The organism is Nitrospira sp. (genome assembly GCA_030653545.1).
Classification (GTDB): Bacteria; Nitrospirota; Nitrospiria; order Nitrospirales; family Nitrospiraceae; genus Nitrospira_D.
Genome location: JAURZE010000023.1, coordinates 21,438 through 46,259, shown reverse-complemented (window position 1 = coordinate 46,259; position 24,822 = coordinate 21,438). Strand labels below are relative to the sequence as shown.

General features: G+C 59.2%; 22 protein-coding genes. 14 read left to right on the top strand and 8 right to left on the bottom strand.

Annotation, left to right across the window (positions count from 1 at the left end; all coding sequences use genetic code 11):
- Positions 1-24: 24 nt before the first annotated feature.
- The 4 genes from Q7U39_09850 to recN all read left to right on the top strand — a co-directional run bounded on the left by Q7U39_09850 (position 25) and on the right by recN (position 5,998).
- Positions 25-1,320, top strand: coding sequence for a folylpolyglutamate synthase/dihydrofolate synthase family protein (locus Q7U39_09850; protein MDO9118250.1), 1,296 nt, complete (start codon positions 25-27; stop codon positions 1,318-1,320).
- A 46-nt stretch (positions 1,321-1,366) separates the two neighbouring features.
- Positions 1,367-3,778, top strand: coding sequence for an LPS assembly protein LptD (gene lptD, locus Q7U39_09845; protein ID MDO9118249.1), 2,412 nt, complete (start codon positions 1,367-1,369; stop codon positions 3,776-3,778).
- 171 nt (positions 3,779-3,949) lie between these two features.
- Complete coding sequence (gene trxA, locus Q7U39_09840; GenBank protein MDO9118248.1) at positions 3,950-4,297, top strand: thioredoxin; 348 nt, start codon at positions 3,950-3,952, stop codon at positions 4,295-4,297.
- 21 nt (positions 4,298-4,318) lie between these two features.
- On the top strand, positions 4,319-5,998 hold the full coding sequence (gene recN / locus Q7U39_09835; GenBank protein ID MDO9118247.1) for a DNA repair protein RecN: 1,680 nt from the start codon (positions 4,319-4,321) through the stop codon (positions 5,996-5,998).
- A gap of 30 nt (positions 5,999-6,028) precedes the next feature.
- Here recN and Q7U39_09830 read toward each other — a convergent pair whose 3' ends face one another.
- The 8 genes from Q7U39_09830 to Q7U39_09795 all read right to left on the bottom strand — a co-directional run bounded on the left by Q7U39_09830 (position 6,029) and on the right by Q7U39_09795 (position 18,323).
- The gene (locus tag Q7U39_09830; protein MDO9118246.1) at positions 6,029-7,162 is read right to left on the bottom strand and encodes a response regulator; all 1,134 of its coding nucleotides are present in this window, start codon (positions 7,160-7,162) and stop codon (positions 6,029-6,031) included.
- A gap of 203 nt (positions 7,163-7,365) precedes the next feature.
- Positions 7,366-8,781 (bottom strand): sigma-54 dependent transcriptional regulator, encoded by a 1,416-nt coding sequence (locus tag Q7U39_09825; protein ID MDO9118245.1) that lies wholly within the window; start codon positions 8,779-8,781, stop codon positions 7,366-7,368.
- A 22-nt stretch (positions 8,782-8,803) separates the two neighbouring features.
- On the bottom strand, positions 8,804-10,075 hold the full coding sequence (locus Q7U39_09820) for an ATP-binding protein (protein ID MDO9118244.1): 1,272 nt from the start codon (positions 10,073-10,075) through the stop codon (positions 8,804-8,806).
- 110 nt (positions 10,076-10,185) lie between these two features.
- Entirely contained in the window at positions 10,186-14,340 is a 4,155-nt protein-coding gene (locus Q7U39_09815) for a PilZ domain-containing protein (GenBank protein MDO9118243.1), read from the bottom strand.
- 343 nt (positions 14,341-14,683) lie between these two features.
- Entirely contained in the window at positions 14,684-15,682 is a 999-nt protein-coding gene (locus Q7U39_09810; protein ID MDO9118242.1) for a hypothetical protein, read from the bottom strand.
- A gap of 86 nt (positions 15,683-15,768) precedes the next feature.
- On the bottom strand, positions 15,769-16,650 hold the full coding sequence (locus Q7U39_09805; protein MDO9118241.1) for a nuclear transport factor 2 family protein: 882 nt from the start codon (positions 16,648-16,650) through the stop codon (positions 15,769-15,771).
- A gap of 120 nt (positions 16,651-16,770) precedes the next feature.
- On the bottom strand, positions 16,771-17,520 hold the full coding sequence (locus Q7U39_09800) for a protein phosphatase 2C domain-containing protein (GenBank protein MDO9118240.1): 750 nt from the start codon (positions 17,518-17,520) through the stop codon (positions 16,771-16,773).
- Complete coding sequence (locus Q7U39_09795; protein MDO9118239.1) at positions 17,517-18,323, bottom strand: ribonuclease H-like domain-containing protein; 807 nt, start codon at positions 18,321-18,323, stop codon at positions 17,517-17,519. The genes Q7U39_09800 and Q7U39_09795 overlap by 4 nt, the downstream gene beginning before the upstream one ends.
- A gap of 140 nt (positions 18,324-18,463) precedes the next feature.
- On the opposite strand from Q7U39_09795, the gene Q7U39_09790 reads away from it, so the two are divergent.
- The 10 genes from Q7U39_09790 to radA all read left to right on the top strand — a co-directional run bounded on the left by Q7U39_09790 (position 18,464) and on the right by radA (position 24,776).
- Positions 18,464-18,850: a cyclophilin-like fold protein gene (locus Q7U39_09790; GenBank protein MDO9118238.1), complete on the top strand. Its 387-nt coding sequence runs from the start codon at positions 18,464-18,466 to the stop codon at positions 18,848-18,850.
- Positions 18,851-18,853: 3 nt separating this feature from the next.
- Positions 18,854-19,135 carry a DUF507 family protein gene (locus tag Q7U39_09785; protein MDO9118237.1) on the top strand — a complete coding sequence of 94 codons (282 nt, stop codon included), beginning with the start codon at positions 18,854-18,856 and terminating at the stop codon, positions 19,133-19,135.
- 48 nt (positions 19,136-19,183) lie between these two features.
- Entirely contained in the window at positions 19,184-19,459 is a 276-nt protein-coding gene (locus tag Q7U39_09780; protein ID MDO9118236.1) for a DUF507 family protein, read from the top strand.
- Positions 19,460-19,478: 19 nt separating this feature from the next.
- Positions 19,479-19,922 (top strand): tetratricopeptide repeat protein, encoded by a 444-nt coding sequence (locus Q7U39_09775; protein MDO9118235.1) that lies wholly within the window; start codon positions 19,479-19,481, stop codon positions 19,920-19,922.
- A 24-nt stretch (positions 19,923-19,946) separates the two neighbouring features.
- On the top strand, positions 19,947-20,414 hold the full coding sequence (gene bcp, locus Q7U39_09770; GenBank protein ID MDO9118234.1) for a thioredoxin-dependent thiol peroxidase: 468 nt from the start codon (positions 19,947-19,949) through the stop codon (positions 20,412-20,414).
- A gap of 5 nt (positions 20,415-20,419) precedes the next feature.
- Positions 20,420-21,295 carry a hypothetical protein gene (locus Q7U39_09765; GenBank protein MDO9118233.1) on the top strand — a complete coding sequence of 292 codons (876 nt, stop codon included), beginning with the start codon at positions 20,420-20,422 and terminating at the stop codon, positions 21,293-21,295.
- Positions 21,296-21,574: 279 nt separating this feature from the next.
- Positions 21,575-22,333: a DUF429 domain-containing protein gene (locus Q7U39_09760; protein MDO9118232.1), complete on the top strand. Its 759-nt coding sequence runs from the start codon at positions 21,575-21,577 to the stop codon at positions 22,331-22,333.
- A gap of 439 nt (positions 22,334-22,772) precedes the next feature.
- Positions 22,773-22,997 carry an addiction module protein gene (locus Q7U39_09755; protein MDO9118231.1) on the top strand — a complete coding sequence of 75 codons (225 nt, stop codon included), beginning with the start codon at positions 22,773-22,775 and terminating at the stop codon, positions 22,995-22,997.
- A complete protein-coding gene (locus Q7U39_09750) occupies positions 22,994-23,317 on the top strand; it encodes a type II toxin-antitoxin system RelE/ParE family toxin (protein ID MDO9118230.1) in 324 nt (107 codons plus the stop codon). Before Q7U39_09755 ends, Q7U39_09750 begins: the two co-directional genes overlap by 4 nt.
- A 97-nt stretch (positions 23,318-23,414) precedes the next feature.
- Positions 23,415-24,776 carry a DNA repair protein RadA gene (gene radA / locus Q7U39_09745; GenBank protein ID MDO9118229.1) on the top strand — a complete coding sequence of 454 codons (1,362 nt, stop codon included), beginning with the start codon at positions 23,415-23,417 and terminating at the stop codon, positions 24,774-24,776.
- Positions 24,777-24,822: the final 46 nt, after the last annotated feature.

The window sequence follows — 24,822 nt, the reverse complement described above, 5'->3', positions numbered from 1 at the left end:
AGTGCATCCTGCCCGGCCCAGTTCATGACCTATTCATCTGCCATTGAGTATCTCTACGGACTCCAGAAACATGGAATCAAGCTGGGGCTTGGGACCATGCGAACGCTCTTGGGCCGGCTCGGTAACCCCGAGCGGCGGTTCCGGAGTCTGCACATCGGCGGCACCAACGGTAAAGGCTCGACGGCCGCCATGACGGCCGCCATGCTCCAGGCTGCCGGATATCGTGTGGGTTTGTACACGTCTCCGCATCTGGTCGATTTTCGTGAGCGGATCCGAGTCAGCCAGACCATGATCGCTGACGCGCAGGTGGCAGAGCTCACTGAGCGAATTCGGGCGAGCGTGCCGTCCGACCTGACCCCGACGTTCTTTGAACTGACGACAGCGATGGCGTTTCTCCATTTCGCCGAGTCCGGAGTCGATGTGGCCGTGTTGGAAGTCGGGATGGGCGGGCGGTTCGACGCGACGAATGTGGTGGAGCCGGAAGCGAGCGCGATTATCACGATCGGACTGGATCATCAGGAGTTTCTTGGGGCAACCGAAGCGGCCATCGCATTTGAGAAGGCCGGGATCATCAAGCCCGGCGTTCCGGTCGTCGTGGGCCGTATCGATGGACCGGCGTGGGATGTGATTCGTCAGACGGCGGCGGATCGCGGGGCTCCGCTCCTGCGACTGGGGCAGGATTTTCTTACCGTCGGTGGGGGGGCTGAAGGGTTTTCCTATCGCGGGCGCTCCAAGCGTCTTGACGGACTGAGTTGTTCGCTTGCGGGCCGCCATCAGCTGGATAACGCGGCTTGCGCGATCGCGTTGCTCGACGCGGCCGAGGGGCGCGGGATATCGGTGGATGAGGCGTCGGTGCGCCGGGGGTTGGAATCGGTGCCGTGGGAAGGGCGGTTGGAAGTAGTGGAGCGAAGTCCGGACCTGTTGCTTGACGGCGCCCACAATCCGGCTGCGGCGCTCGTCTTGGCGGACTATCTGCGGGAGTGGCGTGCGTCACGGCCAGAGGCCCGGGTAATTCTCGTCCTGGGCATGATGCGCGACAAAGATCACAGCCGTTTTGTCGAGCCGTTGCACCGGCTGGTGTCCGAGGTCGTTCTCACACAGGCGACTATGGCCCGGTCGGCGACGGCGCGGGAATTACAGGATACAATCGGATCCCGCTTTCCGCATTGTCATATTGCGCCGAGCGCCGCCGATGCGCTGGCGCTGGCCAAGGCTCGTGCCAGCGCACAAGATCTGATTTGTGTCACGGGATCGCTCATGCTGGTGGGTGAGGTGAAAGCGTTGGTCCGTGGCTGCGGCTTGTCTCCGCTCAGGGGTTAGCATGGTGAGTGGACGGTCACGGACAGCGGACAGGCTCGGTGTTCTCGTGGCCGTGTTTCTTCTGTGTCTTCCCTGTCTCGCCTGGGCGAAATCCAAGTCGGTTGCCCCGGGCACCTCGGCCTCCGGCTCTCCTCCCCTCGATGTGACGGCCAATCGAATCGACTATCGTCAGGACCAGGATGTGTATGAGGCGGATGGGTCCGTCGTGATCCAGCAGGGCGCCATGCGCCTGACGGCCGATCATGTCACGATTGAGGCGCTCTCCGGCGTCGTTCACGCATCGGGCCACGTGCATCTGACTGATCCGCAGGCCGATGTGACGACTGAGCGGATGGACTTCAATGTGAATACCGAGGCCGGCGTCATCACCCATGGGCAGCTCTATATTCCCCAGTCCAATACGCTGGTGAGCGGGCGGTTGCTCCAACGGTTCTCTGAATATCACTATCGCGTCAAAGACGGGGCGTTCACCAATTGCGATGCGCAGGACGGGGAGGTGCCGGCCTGGCGGTTCAAGTTTGACGATATGGATCTGAACGTCGGGGACACGCTGGCCTTGAAGGGGGCGTGGCTGTGTGTCGCGGACGTGCCGGTGGTGCCGTTTCCCACGATCACCTATCCCTTGTCGAGCCGGCGGAGCGGATTTCTGGTTCCGCAGGTGGGGTACGACAATCGATTTGGGATGCACCTCCAGGACAGTTTTTACTGGGCGATCAATCCGAGTCAGGATTTGACCATCGCGCCGTCCTACTACAGCCAGCTTGGTTACGGGAGCGATCTGGAATATCGCTATGTGCTCGACCAGAAATCCAGGGGCCAGTGGTATGTGAGTTATCTGCAGCAGACCGCATTGCCGAACGTCACCGGGGTGGACCAGACCAGTTCAGACGTGAAACGTGCGCGCGCGTTGATCGCCGGGACGCATACGCAGCAGTTTACCGAGACGCTGTTGTTGCGGGGGAATGCGAGTTTTGTCACCGACCCCAACTACCTCCAGCAGTTGAGTAACTCCGGTACCCAGCGGGCCTTACCCAGCAATGAGTCAAACTTGCTGCTGAATCAGCGACTGCCTTACGGAAATATGTACATCCTCGGGCAATATCTGCAACCTCTCCAGGCTGGTGGAAAAGATACGTTTCAGCGCTTGCCGGAGACCGGCTACACCTTGCCGAATGTCGCGCTTTTTAACTCACCATTGTTATTCGGGATGGAAGGGGACTACGTCAATTTTTATCGCGAAGAGGGATTCGCCCTGAATCGCGTCAATGTCGTGCCGGGAATTTCTACCGACGTCATTGATCTCGGGCATGTCGTGGGTCTGACCCCGCAGGCGAAGTTTCGCGAGGTCTACTATACCCGTGGCGCGCAATCTGATGCCTCGCTCCATCGAGAAACCTTCTGGGCGGGAGTTGATGCTACCTCGAAGTTGAGCCGCAGGTTTGGGATGGACGGAGGGGGCAGCCTCTTGCACACCATCGAGCCGACCGTCATGTATGAATATGTGCCGGGGACCGATCAATCGAGGATCGCGCAGATCGATCAAATCGACGATCTGCCGAAGAAGAATCTTCTGACCTATGCCTTGCGCAATCGTGTGCTGGAGCACGATGGGACGAGTACCTTCAACTGGCTCGATCTGACCCTCGCGCAGAGTTACCGCGCCGGGGCGGTCCAAACGAGGGCTCGTGACTTCGGTACGGGCGTGACTCCGTTGCTGGGCTCTCTCACGCAACCGTTGCAGCCTGCCACGGTGGCGATTCAAGGAAGAAAGTTTTCCGATGTGTGGATGCGGGCGGTCATCGGCAATACGGCTCCGCAAATCACGCAGGCGCAAATGGCGGCTCAGGCGTTTGGGCGTGGAGCCGGAAACGTTGGGACGCAACGCCCGACGATCAATCAGTATCTGACGGTGGATGCCTTTTTCGATCCTTATCGAGGAGAACTCAGTCAGTGGAATACGGATCTCCGGATTCAAGACTCGAGCAATTGGTATCTCGAAGTCGGGCAGCGGTATTCCCGGGACGGCAATCGCGAGCGACGAGGGGATATCTGGAACCCCATTTCGTTCAATGAGGTCTATGCCCCCACGCAGGAGATTCAGTTTGCTACGGCGGGAGGCGGGTTCAGGACTCCTTGGGGATGGACGATCGGAGCCAAAGGGTACTACGATATCAAAACCAGAAAGAGCCCTGAGTATGACGTGGTGGCCTTGTATCAAAATCCCTGCAAATGTTGGTCGCTGGGCCTGTTCTATCTCCAGTTCCCGGATCGGGCGCAGTACAATTTTATGCTGAATTTGACCGGTATCGGCTGGACGGAGAATTTTGGAACTCAGGTGATGCGGTCGATCCTCAGTCCGCTGCTATGGGGCGAGCGTGGATTGCCCTGGGCTTCGCCGACCGGTCCCTATGGACGGTCTCAGTCTGGAGCATCGACGGGGGGCGTCGCTGGACGCTGAGGCTTGGAGACTGGGGACGAGCAAGCCGTGTGTGTGTAGTGAGCGAGGGGGACAGACTGCTCGCGCGCGTCCCGCCTGTCCCGCTCCTCATTTGACACCCTAAATGGGGGTGGGGTACGATGCACTCCTTATTTCTTATCGTCGGTATCTTAGCTGAAGGAGGTTCCGGACGTGGCTGGTGATACATTAAAAGTTGAAGATTCCACCTGGGACGCAGATGTGATGAAGGCCAGTGAGCTTGTCATGGTCGATTTTTGGGCGGTCTGGTGCGGACCTTGTCAGATGGTGGCACCGATTGTCGATGAGCTCGCGAAGGAATATGACGGGAAGTTGAAAGTCAGGAAGCTGAACACCGATGAAAATCCCGAGGTCGCCGGGCGGTATCAGGTGATGAGCATCCCGACCATTCTGTTTTTCAAAAACGGCCAGGTTGTCGAAAAGCTGGTCGGGGCGCGTCCGAAGCGCCAGTTCAAAGAAACGATTGATGCATTGTTGGCCCAGCACGCGGGGACCGCGTAGGGCGTTCGCACGCACGCAGCCATGCTCACCGAGCTGCGCATTGTCAATTTTGCCATTCTGGAAGAGCTCAGCCTACGGTTTGAGCCTGGCTTTACCGTTCTCACCGGAGAAACGGGGGCCGGAAAATCTCTTTTGATCGATGCCATTGCCCTGCTGGTCGGCGGACGAGCGTCCGCCGACCAGATTCGTTTTGGGACTGAAGAGGCGTCTCTCGAGGCGGCCTTTCACCTGCCTGATCGCCATCCCCTCCAAGCCCGTCTTCGTGATCAAGGGATCCTGGGTCCTACAGATTCCGAGCTGATTGTGCGGCGGGTCATCGCCCGATCCGGACGTAATCGGGTCTACCTGAACGGAACCATGAGCTCGCTGCATGCGCTGGAGGAGCTGGGCGGTACGCTCGTTGACCTCCACGGGCAGCACGATCAGCAATCACTCTTGGCCACGGCGACACAGCGGAGTGTCGTGGATGCCTTCGGCAATCTTCAAGAACGGTGTGCCGCATATCAACAGGGGTATGTGGCCTGGAAGGCGGCCTGCGAGGAGCGCGATCGATTGATTCGTGAATCTCAGCACCGGGCGCAGCGTGAGGAATTGCTCCGATTCCAATGTGCCGAATTAGACGAGGCGGCGCTACGCGAGGGAGAGGATGAGGAACTGCAAAATGAGCGCCGCCGGCTGAGCTCGTCGCAGCAGATCGGTGCGTTAGCCGCCGAAGCGATGGAGCGGGTGAATGCAGAAGGGCAGGGTATCCTGACTCAGCTGGCATTGACGGAGCGTGCCCTTGGGCAATTGCTTCTGATTGACTCCACGGTCGGGGAGCTGGCGAGGCTGACGGGTGAAGCGAAAGTGGTGCTGAAGGAAATGGCAGGGCAGCTGCGCGACTACGCTGAGCGGGTCGAAGCCAGTCCTGAGAGACTGGGCGTAATTGAGGACCGGCTGGCAGTCATCCAAAAATTGAAAAAGAAGTTCGGCGGGTCGCTGGCGGAAGTCTTGGGGGCTCATCGGAAGATCAAAGATGAGTTAGAACAGTTGCAAGATTCTGATGAGCAACTGGGTAAACTGCGTCAACGCATTAATGAACAACAGGCCGATCTGGCGCTTCGGGCACGGCAATTATTCCTGAAGCGCGGGGAGGCGGCCAAGCGCATGGCCAAAGTGGTGCGTCAGGAGCTTGAGGCCCTGAAGATGGGGCAGACAGTCTTTGAGATCCACGTGACTGCGGATGCCAGCGAGCTGGAGTTTGGTCCTGACGGGATTGATCAGGTAGAGTTTCGCCTGTCGACGAATGCAGGAGAGCCGGCGAAGCCCCTCTCAAAGGTCGCCTCAGGCGGGGAGTTGTCCAGGGTCATGCTCGCTCTAAAGACGGTGTTGGCAGACCGAGATCACGTCCCTGTGCTGATTTTTGATGAGATCGACACCGGAGTAGGCGGGGCGGTGGCCGCCGCGATCGGCAAGCGCCTCCGTGGGTTAGGCCGCTTTCACCAGGTGTTCTGTATTACCCATCTCCCCCAAGTTGCTGCGCAGGGACAGCATCACCTCTGTGTTGAGAAGTCGCAGGACGGCAATCGAACTGTGACGACCGTGCATCCGCTGATAGGGCAAGGGCGTGAGAACGAAATTGCCAGAATGTTAGGCGGGTTGACGGTGACGAAGAAAGTGCGTGAGACGGCGGCAGAGCTCATTGCCGATGCCGGAGAATGACGAATCTTGGCGAGATGCCTTCCGTAGGCCTTAGACGCCGCTCGGCGTAGTCGCGATCGCCATCGCCGGGAGCGATGCCTTACATTCCGTCGCGACTCGAGCAAATTGATCCGCCAGCATGGGATCGAAGTAGGTATTGGCCTGAAGGGCGATTTGCTGGATGGCCTGATCCACCGGGAGTGGTGATCGTCCGGGGACTTCCGCTGTCAGATGATCGAACATCTGGGCAATGCTGACGATTCTGGCCAGTAAGGGAATCCCTTCTCCTTGAAGTCCATGCGGATAGCCTGATCCGTCCCACCGTTCATGATGATAGGAAATCACCTGACCGACCTCAGCCGGGTACCCCAGGGGAAGAATCATCCGTGCGCCCGTCTCGCCATGTTCTTTGGAAAAGGTGCTTTCTCCTGAGGGGAGAATCGGCTCATCTGAAAAATGATAATTCAGGAGGCTGACCTTGCCGATGTCGTGCAGGAAGGCCCCGATAGCCAATGACTTTTGCTCTGCAAGGGTCAGGCTAAGGCGATTGGCAAGTAATGTGGCGTAGAAGCTGACACGGCTGCAATGGTTCAGCAATTGACGATCTTTGGCTTCCAGGAGATCGGAGAGCAGAGGAAGCAGATCTGGTGGCGCACCGGAAGGGTCCTGCTCAGGCATTCCGATGGCGAAGTACCTGGTCTTGAGTGACTCCCACGCGCGTCGTGCGGCCTGCTCTTCTCCCCAGAGGTCGGTCGAGCTCTTTAAGACGTTCCGGATGAGGTCCAGGCGCTGTTTCTTCTCAAGCGTCTGGCTGATAAGAGAAATCAGTTCGGTGACATTGAATGGCTTGAGTAGGTAGCCGGCCGCGCCATGACGAATGCCTTCCATGGCGGACTTCAGGCTTCCATAGCCGGTAATGATGATGACTTCGATATCGGCGTAATCGTGCTTAATATCCTGCAGGAGGTCGATGCCCTGACGATCGGGGAGTTTTTGATCCAGCGTAATGAGATCGATGGATTCATGACTCAAGACGTCGAGCGCCGCTTGCGCGTTGTCCGCCGAGCGGATGTTGAAGAAGGGCCGCAAGATGACTTTGAGTGCATCACGCGGTCCGGCCTCGTCATCGACGACAAGAACCGTCGGCTTTGTTTGGGATCCGTCTTGAGAAGTTGTTGTGCTCATAGTGCTCATGTACCCCCAACTACGTAACCTGTCAAGCAATACTTGTTCCTTTTCAGGCACTTACTCGGGATGATCAATCCGCAGGGGGCCTGCTACGTAGAAAGTCTATATGTAGATCACTTGATCGTTTGACTACGTAGTAGGGGGTATAGAAGATCGCGACGGTTGTGTTGAAAATGACGCGGTCGATACAGGGATGTGTGTTATTCCTGCACAGGCGGCTCTGGTTCTTGACTGTTCCCATTGTCCGGTCGGCCGATTCCCAAGGTATCCATCCGGTATTTCAGCATGCGCCGGCTGATTCCTAAGAGATTGGCGGCGTGGGTCTGGACATAGTTGGTTCGTTTCAATGCATCGAGAATGATCTCCCGCTCAAATTCCATGACCGCTTTTTCTAGGGACATTCGGCCGGCGAGCGTGTCGTCGCGGAGTGAGGATGATCGCGAGTCGCTTTTCATAATGGTCGGCAGATGCTCCTGGGTAATCTGCGGGCAATTCTGCGACCAGATAAAAGCTTGCTCGATGATATTTTCCATTTCCCGGACGTTTCCCGGCCAGGGGTAGCGGGTCAGGACCTCCAGCGCTTCTTTCCCGAATTCGATGTGCGGGCGCTTCTCTTCCTCGACTCGCTTGGCAAGGAAGTGCTTGGCGAGCAGGGGAATATCTTCACCGCGTTCACGGAGGGGAGGCAGAAACAGCGAGATCACGTTGATGCGGTAGTAGAGATCTTCACGAAATTGCCCCTTGCGCACCATGTCTTCGAGATTTCTGTTGGTGGCGGCGACGATACGGACATCGACCTTGATCGATTGGACGCCGCCGATTCTCGTAAACTCCCGTTCCTGGAGCACTCTCAGGAGCTTGGCTTGTGTCATGGCGCTGAGATCGCCGATTTCGTCCAGGAACAGGGTGCCGGTATTGGCGAGTTCGAACTGGCCGACACGTCTGGCCGTGGCATCGGTAAAGGAACCTTTCTCGTGGCCGAAGAGTTCGCTCTCAATCAGTGTTTCCGGGAGCGCCGCGCAGTTCAGGGCAATGAAGGGCTTCTCACGCCGGCCGCTGTTGTAGTGCAGGGCTTTTGCGACAAGCTCTTTTCCCGTTCCGCTTTCGCCGGTAATCAGCACGGTGGTTCGGCTGTCCGCTACTTGTTCGATCTTCGCGTAAATCTCCTGCATGCCTTGGCTCTTGCCGATGAGGTTGTGGAAGGCATAGCGCTGGACGACTTGCGCCCGGAGTTGTTTGACTTCCCGTTCGAGGGCTTGAGAGCTGAGCGCGCGATCCACGACGATGCGCAATTCTTCGACGTCAAAGGGTTTGGACAAATAGTCGGCGGCGCCCAGTTTCATCGCGTCGACGGCGGTCTTGACCGACTTCGTGCCCGTGAGCATGATCACGGGAGTCATACGGCTTTCAGAGCGCAGGGTTTCCAGCACGGCCAGTCCGTCGGTTCCCGGGAGAATGACATCGAGCAGGACCAGATCAGGTCCTTCTTTTCTGAACGTCTCGAGGCCCTCCTGAGCATCCGCGGCCTGGAGGATCTCGTAGTTCGGCTCGAGCACCATTTTCAGTGAAGTCCGGACACGGGCTTCGTCGTCGATCAAGAGAACGCGCTTTTTCATGGCTGAACTTTCCACAGTACTCCTAGTCTATCGGGAGGGCCGGAAGATTCACGGAAAACGTGGTTCCCACTCCCTCGGTACTCTCGACCTGAATTTCACCGCGATGCTCTTGGATAATCTGATGCACAATCGTCAATCCCAAGCCCGTTCCCGCATGCTCGCCGCTGGTGTGCTTCGTCGTGAAGAACGGATCGAAGATGTGGTCCAGGTTGGCCTTGGAAATGCCCGGGCCGCTATCTTCGATCTCAATCTGTGTCCACACCGTTGCCCCCGGCTTTAGGATCCGGTGGGTGCGAACCATCAACTGCCCTCCACCGTCTCCCATCGCGTCGATGGCGTTGAGCAGCAGATTCAAAAGGACCTGCTTTATTTGTTGACGATCTAACATGACACGAGGAAGCTCAGACGCCAACTGTTTTTCAATCTTGATCCGTTTGCTGTCCGCCTTCACTTCGATGAAATAGAGGCAGGAGGTGACGATCTCGTTGAGATCCTCATCCGTCAACTTGGGTTCCATATAGCGGGCGTAGTCCAGAATTTCCTGAATCAGCCGTTCGATCCGGTGCACGTCGTCCAGCACGATGCGACTGAAGTCGTGGATGAATTCCGTGTCGTCCTTTCGTTCCGGAGCCAACTGGATAAAGGTTTTGATCGACGTCAGGGGATTCCGGATTTCGTGGGCAAACCCGCCGGCGATGATTTCCAGTGAGCGAAGTCGGTCGGTTCGGCGCATGAGCGTTTGAGACTGGTGGAGATCGTCGTGAGCGAGGATGGAGTCGAGGGCGTTGGCTCCGCTCTGCGCCAGGGCGGTGAGGAGGTCCCGTCCATCCGCATGATCGAGCGGCCGGTCCGCAGGGAATCCGAGCAGCGCAAAGGCGATCAATCGAGCTTTGTTCAGAAGCGGCACGGCCAAGGTCGATTGAGCTGCCCCTAATGTGTCGGCTAATTCAGGCGTGATCGGAGGGATGTCCGCTATGTCTGCGACTGAGAGGAGATGATGCTTGTGGGCGAGTGCGTGAATGAGTGGGTGAGTCGAAGCAAATGAGGGGAGTGGGGCCGCTGTGCTCTGGCCGGCGACGGTCATTACCAGGTCATATCGATCGTGCTCACGATCGAGCAAGTACAGCGCGCCTTGGCGGGAGGTGGTGGCGTCACAGAGTTCGACGAGAATGCGGTTGGCGATCACGGCGCGGTCCGAAAGCGTTCCCATATCCTGGGCAAATCTGGTGAGCCGCTGGAGGGGAGTGAGCGCGGTGAATGAAGCGGTGGCCTGGGGAAGGGGGTGGTCAGTCATATCTATCCAGAGGGGTGGTCGTGCTTCCTCTTTTCCCAGGTGTGAGGCCGGGGGAACAGGGAAGAGAGGATGTTAGGTAACAGGGGCGAGTATACACACCGACCGTGGTTTCAGCCAGCGGATTTCCCCTTCCGGGCGGTGGCGATCAGGAGCTGCCCATCCAGAATAGGCACGATTCGAAGAGGGGTTGCACCGGCATGAATCAAGAGATCCGACAGTTGTTCTCGGTCAAAGGCGTGCAGCAGCCCATGGCGAATCGCTTCGTGTAGCCGTCCGAGATAGTGGAGGAAAATTTGAGCCGCAGGGGAGAGCTCATCCTGCCCGGCGTGATGGAGTTGCTCGCGATAGAGCCCGGCAAGATCTGTGTGCGGACGTACGCACGTCACGATGAGGCGTCCATCTTCCGTGAGCGTCTGAACGGCCTGTCGCAGGAAGGTGAGGGGAGAGGAGGCGAAGGAGAGCGAGAGATGACTGACGACTCGATCGACCGCTTCGCGTGAGGACGGGAGATGGATTCCCCACTCAGTCGTCACGGCAGTCGTCGGACCGGCGATCTTGGAGAACGTGGATTGTAACTCCTGATACAGCCCCGTAAAGGCTTGTTCTGCGGACGCGACCGTTTCCTGGGAGTGGTCGATGCCGACATAGTGTAGGGGGCGTTGCGGCGCATGTGACGCGTGGAGCAGGTGATACATGCGATTGAGGAGGAGCGTGTGCGCGAACTCGCCCGCGCCGCATCCGATATCCAGGATGCGCATGCCGGGTTCAAGCGGAAGAGCCTGTTGATACAGCTCTTGCAGCAGTCGCACATGGTGATGCAGGGTGCCGAGCTGCGGAAGCTGGGCGAGATGCGCGATCCACAAGGCGTCTCGAGACGACTGCGAGACGTGGTGGCGGATCCGAATGCGCTCCCGCTCGAGGAGATACTGTTTGGAAATGTCGTGGCTGGTCGGTGTGTGGATGGCCGGCCGTGCCTCTCCGGGGAAGCACACGCGAGCAATCTCCGTGAAGAGTGTGTTGAATGACGCGAGTAAGCGGGCGTCGAAGGTGCGCCCGGTAACCGACAACGCGCTGGGGATCGAGACGGTGGTCGGCATCGTCGGCAAGGCTCGAAGTGATTCGTCCGGGCTGGGAAAGGGATGCCGCATCGAGGGATCCGCTGACGGAGAGTTCAGGATAACCATGGGGACAGTCAGCGCAGACAGATCGGTCACCGTCGTCGCCAGCGTGGCATAGTGGCCGGCGATGAGATCGCTCAGGAACTGATCGAGATTGACATTGAGGCCCCACACATTCCCGCTGCCCCGTCTGAGGCCGTGCTGGTAGTCGGCCAGAAGGTCATGATGATGCTCGGCCGATAGGGCGGCCTGAATGTCGAGCACCGGGTTGGCCAGCAGCAGAAGCTGGGCCACAGGACGTTGCGCAATGACCTTCAGGGCGACTCGGGCCGCGACGTCTTCGGCCAGGATCGCGAGTGGGGCGGTGGGCCACGTCGTATGAGCAAATTCAAGAACCGTTTGCAGATCGGCCTGCATGCTCCGCAATGTCGTCTGGAGGACATCGCCGTCGCTTTGGCCGATATGGTTGCTGTAGTCATAGCGCAGGACGCGGAGCCGATTGATGGCCAAGAATTCTGACAGGGCAATGTAGTCGGTCTGGGTGCATCCGAAGCCGGGAGAGAGGATCACGATAGGCGTATTCGGGGAAATCTGGTGACGTGCGTGATCGTCGGTAATGGCGATGACTTGGCCGCGTACATTCCGGCATTCTCGTCTGGCGCTGACAATGGCCGCACGTCCGGCGATCCCATCCAAGTCGATGGACGAGCCGATGTGTTGGGCGACGACGCGGTTGACCTCGCGCTCGGCGAAGGCCGGCAGTTCAATAAAGCGGACGCCGAAACGTTGACCCGGTTCAGTGTGCGTCGGGCGTAACTCGGAAGGAGCCGTGGAGTCTGGAGCCGTCCACACGATTTGCGCCGGGAGTACGGCGTCCGGTGCGGCCGGTTCGTGAGGCTGTGAATGACTTTGCCCATTGCCGTGGGGGAAATGCAAGACGATCGTCTCGCCCACCTGGCCGGGAAGCGTTTTGGCCTGCAGGCAGGCCCCTCCGCGTGACAAATTCACCGCCAGTCCAAGCTGTCGAGCGGCCGGATTCTGTTCGTGAGCCCCATCAATCCGGACCGGAAGTGCGACTCGGACCCGGATGCCTTCCCGGTGATCGGTGGCTCGGTGGTCCTGACCGGGCTGGTCCGGAAGCGCGACGTCATCAGGCTGAGACAGTAACGCCTCAAGGCTGATCGCCAGGCTCCGTTCTTGGGCGGCCTCGATAAAGGAGCCCAGCACCTTCCGCTCGGTTTCTCCTGGCGGAGTAAATTCGAATGCGAGGACCGGGCGCTCTCCGGTCTCACCGGGTGGTCCGGTCTGCATGCCACGCTCGTGGACGGTGGCTTGAAGTTCCAGAATCCCTACGACGGTCTTGAACACCAAATAGGCGGATTGGCCAGAGAGATTCGGGAGCGGCCCGACCAGGGTGACGGTGGCTCCCGTCAGGCTCAAGGTGTGAACGGTTCCCTCGCGGACTGCTGGGCCGACGGTCACTCGCGCCGGAAGTTGGACCGCGGCACGTATGGCCATCCTTCGATCCGGGAGCGGTCCGTCTGAAGGTGGAGGCAGCGGAGTTTCTACGTGAGTGTCGACCGGTGCCGCTGTGGGCGGCTCAGGCGGGCTTGGCGCCGCCTCTGCTGCTGCCTCAGGTGTCTGAGGCACGTCAGGAATCGGCAGCCACAGGCGGATGGAGAGCGGTTGTCTCGCCGGGGCCAACCACTCCATGCGACCCTGGAGTTGGCCGATGTCTTCATAGGCCTGGTTGAGATCAGGGGAGGCCGGTAGTGAGCCGGTCGTGAGAGTAGCTGCCGAGTCGCTTTCCTGAATCAGAATCTCGACCTCTCGGGGTGCCGGAGCTGGAAAGAGGCCAGGCGCCGGATCGATCGGTGTCCCGGTGGCCGTGACGGTCTGCGCGAATATGTCCAGCCGGTGCATCGCTTGGCGGGCGGCCATTTGTCGAATCGCCTGGATCACCACAATCTGAATGATCCGTACCCAGACGTTCCGTGAACTGCCCACGTTCGAAAGGCCGGTCGCATCGCGGTGCTGCACGATGTTGAGATGAGCAACGGGAGCCAGAGCTTCGGCAATGACCTGTCCTAGCGTGTCTTCGGCTAGACCGGCATCAACGACTGCCCGAGCTAACGCGTCTCCATATGCCGAGGCCTCCCGTGCGCGCGCGGTCAGGGTTTCAAGGCGCGTATCAAACTGAGCCTCACGGATTGTGTCCAGGAGCCGCTGGGATTGGGTCAACACGGCGGAGAGCGGCCGGTGCAGATCATGCGACAGGCTGGTCAAGCGCTGGGCGATCGCGCGGTGGCGATCTGATTCGAGCAGTCTGGTTTCAAGGCGTTGAATGGTCTCGGTCTGTGCGAGAGGCCCCGTCATATCCCGGATGAGTCCGAGGCTCCCGGTGTAGTGGCGGCGCGCATCGTAGAGACCCTTGGCGCTGACTTCGGCCTGCACGCGGGCCTGGCCGGAGCCCGTGGCCTGAGGTTTCTTGAGTAATTCAATCAGGACCCGGCGCGCCGCCCGAGGGCCTGTGCGGCGGTCATTGATGCGATGGTGCGCGCGCGCTTGTTGATCGGGAGGAATCAGCTTGGAAAAGGGTGCCCCGGTCAGTTCTTCGGGCTGGTAGCCCAGGAGCGCGGTGACCCCGGGGCTAATGAAGACAAACCGTCCTTCCGTATCGACTTCGTAGAACACGTCCGTGAGTGTTTCCAGTAGGCGAGTATGCCGATCGTGCGTGTGTGCGAACGTGGCGCGGAGATGGCGTTGTTCGATGGCGCCTTTGGCGTAGAGCACCAGTTCGGTCAGAAACGCGGGTGATTTTTTGAAGAGAAGAAAGTTGGCACCGGCTTGCAGCGCCGTGACGGCGGCGGTCGAATCGCTTCGGTCGGTCTGCAGCACAATCGCGGTAGTCGGGAGGCGTTCCCTGAGCGTGGCCACCAACGACGGGCGACTCTGGAGCCCGAGTCGCTCATCGATCAGAATCAGGTCCCACTCGGCGCGATCCACCCACCGGAGGGCTTCTTCGGCGGAATAGACCGATTCAACCCGGCAATCGGGAAAGAAGCCGCGCAGGCTCAGTGTGACGAGCTTGATTTCGTCAGCTTGCTCATTGACGACCAGGATAGTAACGGGCTCACTCTGCGGCATGGACCAATTCCGTGTTGCTGGGGACGTCGAGCCGGCCCAGTCCCAGAGGGATAGATGTGATAAATCCTCTGTAGGCGGTGACGCGCGCGCTGTCCCTCAAGGGAGAGACTCCAAAGCCGCATCCCGCGCTGGTTTACCGTCTTGAATACCATATCGCGGCGCCTCAATCACAGCCTCAATCGACGCGAACGCGCGGTTCTTTCGTAGGGGGTGATCGACGGCGCACCTTTGTGAACGAACAATTTTGGACGAGGCCTTGCGTGCGAAGTGAAAAAAGAAACGCCTGCCGGCCTCACGTCACAGGACGGAGGCCGGCAGGCGTCATGAGCGGGGGAGCGTGCGCTTACGGATTCGCCTGTGCCGTATCGCTGGTGCGGCAAGCGCCCGGAGTCATATAGAGAAGATAGTTTCCCATGCCATGTTGGAATTCGGTTTTCTGCAGCGGGTGATGATGGACCATCACCATATCGTACTCGCCCGATTGCATGACGGAAAATCCTTGGCTGTCTTTATAGACTTGATGGGGCTGGAATTCCCGGAAGGTGCCGTCAAGGTCCACATCCGGCACCGTCCTGAGCAGCGTGCGCTTGTTCGCTTTATCTTCGAGCGCAATCATCAGCAGCTCATCGTGGCCGTGCGGATAGGCAAACTTGACGCAGCCATCCATGGAAAATTTCAGCGGTGCCGTATGGACCTGGACTCCCGGTCTGATTTCAATGCCCTCGTCCGTTTGATCCGCGCCCCGTGCGCCGAATTTGCTATAACACACGATATTCACGCCCACCTGATAGACGTCCATTTCCTTCACCGGCTTTGATTTCGGCGCCATATACATGGTGAAGGAAGCCATTACGTTTTTTGTCGGCGGGGCTTTGTGGTAGAAGGCCACGACGGACATGAGGTGATCGCCTTTCGCCAGCTTGACGCCATACCCATCCGGGAAGCGCGCCTCGGTCATTTCCAGGCCGGCCCCCGCGAAGAACAGCGGCTCACCGGGACAGGACACACTGGGTTTCGTGTTGTTCAGCATCAAAATATGGTGGAGGTAGTTTCTGGGGAGTTCCTTGCCTTCTTTGGTAAAGACCGCCGATTTATACCCCACCATGTACATATCTTCGGGAAGCTGGAAGTTATGTTTGGGCATCGAGGCGGCCAGGTCGCCGTCATGGCTGGTGGGCAGATCGATGGGACCGAAGGTCAAGGTGACGGTGTCATCCTTTATCGTGACGGTGGTCGTGGTCTGATTCTTCAGTGTCGGCACGGCGTGGTGGTCATGGCCGCCGTCGGCAAATGCGGGAGCGCCCATGAGCCCTGTGATCAAAAGAACAAGCATCCAATACATAAAGTCTCCCAGAGGTGGTGAAGCGATCGGAAATGTCGGTGCGCAGGTATGCGGAGCAGAGGGAACGCACGGTGCGGATGAATCATTCATTGATGTGAAGCGGGCGGCGTGAGCCGTTTCCATTGATACGAGCCGCCATGTTCCCGCGGAGGAATATTCTTATGCGTGCCGACTCGGGAATACCACCAGACTCCTTTCGCCTGTGTGCCGTCCTCCGAGAGCAAGAGGTCGAATCCCCCTTCACGATCATTGCCGGGTTGCTGCCAGGTGCCTTGCCAGACGCGGTCGGCAAACTTGGTCGTGGTGAAATGGCCGCCGTGCTGGGTGTAGGGGCCATTGCCGGACTTGTCCAGTGTGGCCTTGTAGCGTTTATCGTCCTCGACTTCGAGGATTTCCCACTCGCCGCTCAGGTCTGCCGTAGGAGCGCGGAGCACGCCTGGGTCGGCAACCAGCTGTGGAACCGGCGCCGCAGGCTGCGCGTGAGCCACCGCGGGCCAGTTGGCCGCCCGGAGCGATTCATGCCATGAGACCAGGAGCCATTGCCCCTGGCGCTTTTCGAGAACGCCGCTTTCCCGCAGGGGGATCACCGTATGGTGGAGCTGTCCGCCTTCGTTGACGTAGCGGATATAGTCCAGCTCCATCGCAAACCAGGCCAGATCGTCTTTGGTCCATACCTTCAGGTCCGTGATGGGCATTTCCAGCTTTTCGACGAAGGCGAACTCGTCGCGAATGTCCCGTTCCAGCTCCGGCCATCCCACGTATTTCCGCCCGCCGATGGTATAGCCGGTGGCATCGTCATCGTGCGCCATCAGCCGGGACATGCCGTCGAGGTCTCGTGCCGCATTGGCGTCGACCAACGCGCGGATCACCGATTCCGGGCCCGCATGATCCTGTGCCAATCCGGGAGAAGCGGTGAGGAAAAGATATCCTGACAAGACGAAGGAAACGATCCGAGAGAAGTCGGGCATCACAGAATCCTTAATTTACTCAGCGTAGGTAAGTGGAAGCTGGGGAACGTCTCTGCTGAATGATAGATCAGGCTACATGGCTGGAGGGGCCTTGTCAACGATGGGATTGAGGGGGAACGGTTAGCGGTGCGCGATCACGACGACGGTCACATTGTCTTCACCGCCGCGCGCGAGCGCAGTCTCGATCAAGCGATCGCAGATCCGAATAGGGTCGCCTTGCGCAGGCGCCAGAATATCGGCGATGTCGGCATCTTCCAACATTTTCGTAAGCCCGTCCGAGCAGAGCAGCAGGATGTCGGACGGTGCAAGCGGGTAGGCGGAGTAATCCGGTTCTGCAGAGTGGGCAATCCCGATCGCTTTCGTGAGTACATGCCGTTCAGGATGGGTCTTGGCCGTTGCCGGAGTCAGGATTCCCTGGGCGAGATAGGTTTCGATCAACGTGTGGTCCCGGGTCGATTGTGTGAGACGGCCGTCTCGAAAAAGATAGCCTCGACTGTCGCCCACGTGGGCCAGGTGCGCGGTCGGCGTGGCGCCGGCGGTAATCAGGAGTGTGACCAGCGTCGTTCCCATCTGGGCCAGCCGAGGCTCCAGCCGGCCCCGTTCGAGGACGGCGTCGTTCGCCTGCGTCATCACATCCCGCAGAAAATCCTGTGGCGAGCAGTGACCGTTGCGGAGCGGACCAGCGAAGCGTTCCGCCTGCGCGGCGGCGGTGGCGATCGCGGATTGGGCGGCGACGTCTCCGCCGGCATGGCCGCCCATCCCGTCGGCCACGGCCCAGAATCCGAGATGGTCCATGGTGACAAAGGCGTCTTGATTCATCGCGCGGACGAGACCGATGTTGCTCCGTCCGATTCCCACCCAGGTACTCATGTGTGACAGTCCTGTCTTTCCCCGTATGAAGGCGTCGCGGCTCCCACTGATGCCGGGCCGAAGCGAATGAGAATGTCCTCGAACACGTGCTTCGCCAGCGGCGCGAGGTTGGCGGTATCGGCTTCGTTGTAGGCCAGCAGCAGGGCCCGCGCAGCGGCATCGCCCGCGCGCCATTGCATCCAGAGCCGCACGGCATCCCATCCATCCAGACCTTGGACGGACGTGTCCCGTTCGATCCCAAGCTCCCGTTCGATTTGTTTGAGTCCGCCGCGCAGTCCCAATCTCCGGGCGGCAAAACAGAGATCGAAATGCGGCATGGAGAATCTGAGGTCGGGGAATTTAGCGCGCAGGTACGGCACGTCGAAGCTCGTTCCGAAAAACGTGACGAGGAGCGTGCAGGCATCCAATTCTGCCTGGAGCCGTTCCGTGGTCAGGGTCTCTCCACGGACCAGGCAGACGGTTTCGCCTCGCCGGTGCAATCCGACGACGGTGACCTCCCCGTCATGCGGGGAGGTTCCGGTGGTTTCGATGTCCAGATACAGCGTGCGGGGTTCGCAGAGTTCGAAGAACCGCCAATGGTCACGGCCGGGCAATCGTGTCGTGAAATAGTCGAGGTGCCCGGAGTCGAACGCAGATTGAGCCTGGACGAGCTCCTGGTCGTACCACTGCTTACGTTGCGCCGAGATTCCGGGAATCCGCGGCTGGCTCAAGAAATCGTTCCACGTGAGCAGGCCCTCTTGCCAGAGGCGCCGTTCTGTCGCGGGACCGATGCCCGGGAGGATCACAAAGGTTGAGGGTAACATGCGGCGGTATTCTAGCAGGAGCGCAAAAGCCTGGGCTACTCCGCTGCCTTGATTTCACCCGGGAGACCGGTTAGAGTTCGACGTCATATTTGCAGGCCGCAATCAACACGATTATCCATACCCATACACCGACAAATATTATGATGACTGATCCAGCCAAGCGCATTCGCATCACCGTGGGCGGGGTGCAACTTGAAGCCGAACTGAAGGGGTCGAAGACCGCCGGGGAGGTGTACGCCGCCTTGCCGGTCGATGCGCCGATCAACACCTGGGGCGAAGAGTTTTATTTCAAGCTGGCCGGGGTCAAGGATTATCGGGAGACCGCGACCAACCAAGTGAAAGTCGGCGATGTCGCCTACTGGGGCGCGGGGCAGGTCCTGGCGATTTTCTTCGGCCGGACGCCGATGAGCATGGGGCCGGATCCGGTCCCGGCGGATCGTGTGAACGTGATCGGGAAAATCGTGGGCGATGCGACGCAGTTCCGCCGGGTCATGGAGGCGACCACCATCCGCGTCGAACGAGTCTAGCCTATGCGCATCTCAAAGGATCGGGTTCACCACATGGCTGAGTCGGTGGTCGCGCACCTCCAGCAGGACGGACAGCTCGACGTCACGGGCGATCGCAAGGCATTCGTCGAATCATTGGAGCAGATCATTACGGCGGAGTTGGCGATCGAGGATGCGCTGAATGCGGAGGTCCGGCAGATGCTGAAGGCCTATGAAAAGCAGATCGAACAGGGACAGGTCGATTATCAGCGCATGTTCACCATGATCAAAACGAAGCTGGTGCGCGAGCGGGGCATTATCCTCTAGTGCGTGAACCGTAACGCGTCTGCGAACGACGAACAACGAGTCTCCAATATGTTGAGTGAAGAAAAAGTCAGTCATCTGTCCCATGTCATTCTTCAGGCGGTGAAGAAAAGCCCGCTGATCAGCCAGAAGGGCGATGATGCCCGCATGCTGAAAGACATCAAGCGGGTGCTGGCGGTCGAGCTGGCGCAGGAAGAGGGGGTCGACCGGAAAGTGCGCGCGAAACTGGCCTCCTATTCTCGCGGCATCGTCGAGGGGAGTTCCGAGTGGGACGTGCTCTACCGGAAGACATTCGAAGAAGAACTGCGGAAGCATGGAAAGGGCTAGCGGCATGCGGAGAGATACCATGAAGCTTCTGACGACCGTGTGTGTGATATTCGCGTTGGCGTGGATGGGGGCCTGTTCATCGAAGCCGAAGCCGCGCGTGCTCACGCCGCTGGCGCTCGTGGATGGCGGTGTGAAGCCGCAAGCGATTACCGCCACGGAACAAGGCACCCAGGCCTACCAGGCGAAACAGTTTGAGGACGCCAAGAGATATTTCGAGCAGGCCGTGACCGTCGCGCCGCAGTCCGGCCAAGCCCACTACAACTTTGCGTTGGCGCTCAATGCCCTCGGCGATACCGAAGCCGCCCGGCAGCACTTTCTTGAGGCGGCCAATCTGGCGCCCGGTGACAAGACCATCTGGGACTCCCCGGCATTGTCGCCCTATGGAAATCCTGCCGCCCCGAAAATTTCAAAAGAACATCCGTACGGAACCTCGCGGCCCGGAATCGGCAGCGGACCGCGGTAGTCCATACTGAAAAGGATCATGCCCATGGCCAAGGAACTCGCAGTCGGGATGAAGGCGCCGGAATTCTCTTTGCCGGATCAGGATGGGAAGCCGGTCGCGCTGAAAAGCCTGAAGGACAAGCAGGTCGTCCTGTATTTTTATCCGAAGGACGACACCTCGGGGTGCACCAAAGAGTCCTGCGGGTTTCGCGATGCGATGGCATCGATCAAAAAGGCGGGCGCGGTCGTGCTCGGTGTGAGCTTCGACGGGCAGGCGTCGCATCAGAAATTCATCGCGAAGTATGCGCTGCCGTTCACGCTGCTGAGCGACACGGAGAAGGCGGTCGCGACGGCGTACGACGTCTATAAAGAAAAGAGCATGTACGGCAGGAAATATCTGGGCATCGAGCGGAGCACGTTCGTCATCGATGCCGAGGGCAAGCTGAAGGCCATCTTTCGGAAGGTCAAAGTCGATGGGCATGTCGACGAGGTCTTGGCCGCTCTGCGCGCATAACGCCTGTGCGTGAGGTCAAGCGCCATAGGTTCCGCACCGCCTGTCTGTTCTCCCTCGCCATCGTGCTCGGTCCTCTTGGTTCTGCCGGTGTGGCAGGAACCGCTCCGGCAACGCTCCTGGTGGCCGACGGTTTGTCGTCACCCAATCAGACGGTGATGGTCGAGGCGCGGCTGGTGTCGCGGGGGGCGGCAGCTCCTGCAGGACTGGGAGGCGAGCCGCTCGAATTGCTCGTCTATGGCAAAGTGGTGGCGACTGCGGTGACCGGCGAAGACGGAACGGCGCGGCTGCCGTTCATGCCGAAGGCGCAGGGCATCATTCCGGTGCAGGTGCGAGTCGGCGAGAGCGGGCGCGTGGCGCCGACCGAAGGCCTGGGGCATCTCGCGATCTGGGAGCGGCGGAATCCGATCGTGGCCGTGGAGCTGGTGTCGCTCATGGACGCGCCGCAGGCGAAGCATGCCGCATCGGATCCGCGCAGCAAGCCTGAGCCGGAAGGGACGCCGCTCCCTGACGCCGCCGATGAACTCGGAAAACTCACTCAGTTTTATTATCGCGTGATGTATGTCGTGCCCTCGGTCTCCTTCGGCGGCGATCGTTTTCAGGCCAGCGAGTCCTCGCGGGAATGGTTGAAGCTGCACAAGTTCCCTGCCGGCTATGTCCTGGTTGTACCGGGGGGCGAGCAGGCCTTCGGGACAGCGATCGATGCCTTGCACGCGGACGGATGGAAAACCGTCAAGACCGGCATCGGTCGGACCAAAGCCTTCGCCGAAGCCTTTCTCCAGCGACGGTTGGCGGCCGTGATGGTGCCGGAGCCGGCGAAAGGGGAAGCCCCGCGCAAAGCCAAAGTGGCGAAGGAATGGAAAGAGATTCGGAAGAAGTTATAGCGGGCAACTGGACCATCCCTCTCGCTCGCAGAGCCCCCAGGATGAAACTGTGCTTGTTTGATACGCTCAGTGGCCCCTCCAACCGCCTACATGTCGGCATGTCCTTTCCGCACTGGGTGAAGGAATGAATAACAGAGGAAAGAGGTCTTTGAATGTAAAGGGGTGGAACAGACTTTCGGTACGAAGTTCCAAGGCGTGTTATACGGACAGAAAACCAGAACTCAAAATCGTTTGCTGATTAGTCTAATTTTTGTTGGGCAGCAGCAGGAGGGGCGGTAGTTGAGCGTCCTGTCGATTGACCTCGCACACAAAAGCTACGTGGACATAGGCGTGTGCTCCTTGCGCATCGCCAAGAGTCAAATCGAAGCCGCTCCCATTCGCCTTCCCGCGCTCGGCCTGACCGGTAGGCCCGAGGCCTGCGCGCTTGCAAAGACTATTGTTGCTCTTGCCGAGCAGCTGGGTGCACGCCTCATTTTTATAGACGGACCGCAAGCATGGAAGGCACCCGATAACGGGCTGCTGCATTCGCGCATCTGCGAACGACAGCTCTCTACACAGGGTAAAACCGGTTTGCCCTGCTTCACCAAGCCTTCCAACTATGCCCCGTTCACTGCCTTTGCAGTCGATTTGTTCGATCAGCTTGCGAGCCTTGGCTGGTCAAGGTTGCTCGATGAGTTGGCGCTCTCTTCCTCCAGCCGCTTCGCGCTTGAGTCGTTCCCAACGTCTGCTTGGCGCTCTCTCGGTCTCAAGCCGTTGCCCGGCAAAGCGAACACGCCTGTTGGTACCGTGCAGGCAAAGCTCGCGGAACTAAGCCGCTTGCTTCCAATCTCTGTCGAAGACGCGGGAGATCTTTCACATGATGAGTTGCAGGCTCTCGTCGCGGGCCTTGCCGGCATTGCAGTTGAGGGGCACGCCTCCTGTGCGGTCGCTTTTTCGGGAGTTACGCCGTTCGAGCTTGAGGGTATCTGGCGTGAAGGCTTCATAGTCAATCCTGCTCGAAGGGAAATAAGCGGAGATATTTTGAGAGTTTGCGAGTGATTATGCGAGATTTGCGGGAAGAAGCTAGCACATACATATGTCTCCTTCCCTAACAAGGCGCTTCGGCAGACCGCCAGGAAAAGTTCCTCCATGCTGTCGTGCGGGCGGCGGCTGAGCAGTAGGTTTCATAGCCCATCGCTGGTGCAGCTTCAGGTGGCCATTATGGAGGTGGGTATGCCTCAATCAGTAGCAGCCACTTTGCACCAGGCCCTTGAACTCCCGTCCAAGGTGAAAAAAACGGGGACATTCTGAATTTTCGCGGGTGGTCATGTGAGATATGCGGGAAGAAACCAACATGTCCAGATATATCCTTCCCTAATAAAGCACTTCGCAGACCGCTAGGAAAGTTTCTTCAACCGCTCATGCAGTAGAGAGACTGGGCGGTAGATTTCATAGAGCATCGCTGGTACAGTTTCGAGTGACGCTTATGGAGGTGGTTATGCCCCAATCAGCAAAAGCCCTTCTGCATCAGGCCCTTGAACTTCCGTCCAATGACCGCGCGGCGTTAGTGGAAGGCCTGATTGCCAGTCTCGACCAGCCCAATCCCGCGCTTGATGCGATGTGGCTCAAGGAAGCTGAGAATCGCTTGGCTGCGTACCATGCCGGCGAGCTTGGGGCGATTGATGCGGAGCGGGTCTTCGCGGATCTTGGTAGAAAAATTTGAAGATCAGATTCCTGCCTCCGGCGCATCACGAGCTAGTTGAGGCGGTCCGGTACTACAACGCGCAACGCATTCAGCTGGGGAATGAGTTTCGTGATGAGGCCTGGGAGACCATCCGGCGTATCAACGATTTCCCGATGGCATGGCACTCGTTGGGTGGCGTCATTCGCCGTTGTCAGATGCAGCGGTTTCCCTATGGCTTGATCTATGAGCCGACAAGCGTCGAGATCATCATTATCGCGGTCGCACACCTGCATCAGGAACCCAGGGATTGGCGCGTGCGGCTGAAATCAAACACGACAGACAAGCCGAATCCGCGCTAAGACGCGTGCACGGGCTGTGCAGCCCTTGTATCTTCCATTCACCGCTTCTCTCCTTTACTATACTCGCCAGATTTCTATCCTCTTGAGGCTTCACTGAATGCGTGCGAAGACCAGCTTTTCCTGCCAGTCCTGCGGGCATCAGTCGCCGCGGTGGATCGGGCGCTGTCCCGATTGCGGCGGCTGGAATACGATGAAAGAAGAGCGGCAGGCGCCGATCGGCAAGGGGCGCCCGGTGGCCATGAAGATGGCGCAGGCCAAGGCGACGCCGATCGCCGAGATCGAAGTGGTGGGGGAAGACCGCCGGCTCACGCGGATCAGCGAGTTCGACCGCGTCCTGGGCGGCGGCGTGATTCCCGGCGCGGTCATTCTGATCGGCGGCGATCCCGGCATCGGCAAGACCACGCTGTTGCTGCAGGCCTTACCGCGGTTGGCCTCGAAGGAAGCGCCGGTTCTCTATGTGTCCGGTGAGGAGTCGCCCCGCCAGATCAAGATGCGCGGGCAGCGGCTGGGCATCGAACATCCGAACCTCTTGATCCTGGCGGAAACCTCGCTGGAGCAGATTCTCAAAGCGGTGCAGGAGATTCAGCCGGCCGCGCTCGTCGTCGATTCTATTCAAACGGTCTTTACGGAGCAGATTACCTCGGCCCCCGGCAGCATCAGCCAGGTGCAGGAAGTCGCCGGACAGCTCATGTCGTTCGCGAAGCGGGCCGGCGTGCCGGTCTTTATCATCGGCCATGTGACGAAAGAAGGAGCGATCGCCGGCCCCCGGTTGCTGGAGCACATCGTCGATACGGTGCTCTATTTCGAAGGCGATAAAGGCCATAGCTATCGGATTCTCCGTGCGGTTAAAAATCGCTTCGGCTCGACCAATGAGATCGGCGTCTTTGAAATGAAGGATGGCGGCCTTGAAGAAGTGGCCAACCCGTCCGAATTGTTTCTGGCCGAGCGGCCGCAGCACAGTACCGGCTCAGTCGTGGTGTCGAGTCTGGAAGGAACCAGGCCGATTCTGGTCGAGCTGCAAGCCTTGGTGTCGTCGACCAGCTATGCCATGCCGAAACGCGTGGCCAACGGCGTGGAGTTGAGCCGGGTTTCGCTCTTGCTCGCGGTGATGGAAAAACGGTTGGGGATGCATCTCTCCGGACAGGATGTCTATGTGAACGTCGTCGGCGGCATGCACATCGATGAGCCGGCGATCGATCTCGGGATTGTCGCCGCCGTCACCTCCAGTCTCCGTGAAGTGGCCATTGAGCCGGGTTTATTGGTATTGGGAGAAGTCGGCCTTGGCGGAGAAGTCCGGGCTGTGAGCCAGGCGGAGTTGCGGATACGGGAAGCGGCGAAGATGGGATTCAAGCGCTGTCTGTTGCCGGAACGGAACCTGGCCAAGGTCGATCCGATCGATGGGATTGAGTTGATCGGGATTACCGAAGTGGGAGAGGCGCTCGATGTCGTGTTTGCTTAGCAGGATGCTGAAAAAGTCCGCCAGCATCGTTCTCGCCTCGTTCAGA

Bases quoted from the DNA above. Each gene is read 5' to 3' on its own strand.
- Q7U39_09850 (MDO9118250.1), top strand. From the start codon at position 25: ATGACCTATTCATCTGCCATTGAGTATCTCTACGGACTCCAGAAACAT.
- recN (MDO9118247.1), top strand. From the start codon at position 4,319: ATGCTCACCGAGCTGCGCATTGTCAATTTTGCCATTCTGGAAGAGCTC.
- Q7U39_09830 (MDO9118246.1), bottom strand. From the start codon at position 7,162: ATGAGCACAACAACTTCTCAAGACGGATCCCAAACAAAGCCGACGGTT.
- Q7U39_09825 (MDO9118245.1), bottom strand. From the start codon at position 8,781: ATGAAAAAGCGCGTTCTCTTGATCGACGACGAAGCCCGTGTCCGGACT.
- Q7U39_09820 (MDO9118244.1), bottom strand. From the start codon at position 10,075: ATGACTGACCACCCCCTTCCCCAGGCCACCGCTTCATTCACCGCGCTC.
- Q7U39_09815 (MDO9118243.1), bottom strand. From the start codon at position 14,340: ATGCCGCAGAGTGAGCCCGTTACTATCCTGGTCGTCAATGAGCAAGCT.
- Q7U39_09810 (MDO9118242.1), bottom strand. From the start codon at position 15,682: ATGTATTGGATGCTTGTTCTTTTGATCACAGGGCTCATGGGCGCTCCC.
- Q7U39_09805 (MDO9118241.1), bottom strand. From the start codon at position 16,650: ATGCCCGACTTCTCTCGGATCGTTTCCTTCGTCTTGTCAGGATATCTT.
- Q7U39_09800 (MDO9118240.1), bottom strand. From the start codon at position 17,520: ATGAGTACCTGGGTGGGAATCGGACGGAGCAACATCGGTCTCGTCCGC.
- Q7U39_09795 (MDO9118239.1), bottom strand. From the start codon at position 18,323: ATGTTACCCTCAACCTTTGTGATCCTCCCGGGCATCGGTCCCGCGACA.
- Q7U39_09790 (MDO9118238.1), top strand. From the start codon at position 18,464: ATGATGACTGATCCAGCCAAGCGCATTCGCATCACCGTGGGCGGGGTG.
- Q7U39_09785 (MDO9118237.1), top strand. From the start codon at position 18,854: ATGCGCATCTCAAAGGATCGGGTTCACCACATGGCTGAGTCGGTGGTC.
- Q7U39_09780 (MDO9118236.1), top strand. From the start codon at position 19,184: ATGTTGAGTGAAGAAAAAGTCAGTCATCTGTCCCATGTCATTCTTCAG.
- Q7U39_09775 (MDO9118235.1), top strand. From the start codon at position 19,479: ATGAAGCTTCTGACGACCGTGTGTGTGATATTCGCGTTGGCGTGGATG.
- bcp (MDO9118234.1), top strand. From the start codon at position 19,947: ATGGCCAAGGAACTCGCAGTCGGGATGAAGGCGCCGGAATTCTCTTTG.
- Q7U39_09755 (MDO9118231.1), top strand. From the start codon at position 22,773: ATGCCCCAATCAGCAAAAGCCCTTCTGCATCAGGCCCTTGAACTTCCG.
- radA (MDO9118229.1), top strand. From the start codon at position 23,415: ATGCGTGCGAAGACCAGCTTTTCCTGCCAGTCCTGCGGGCATCAGTCG.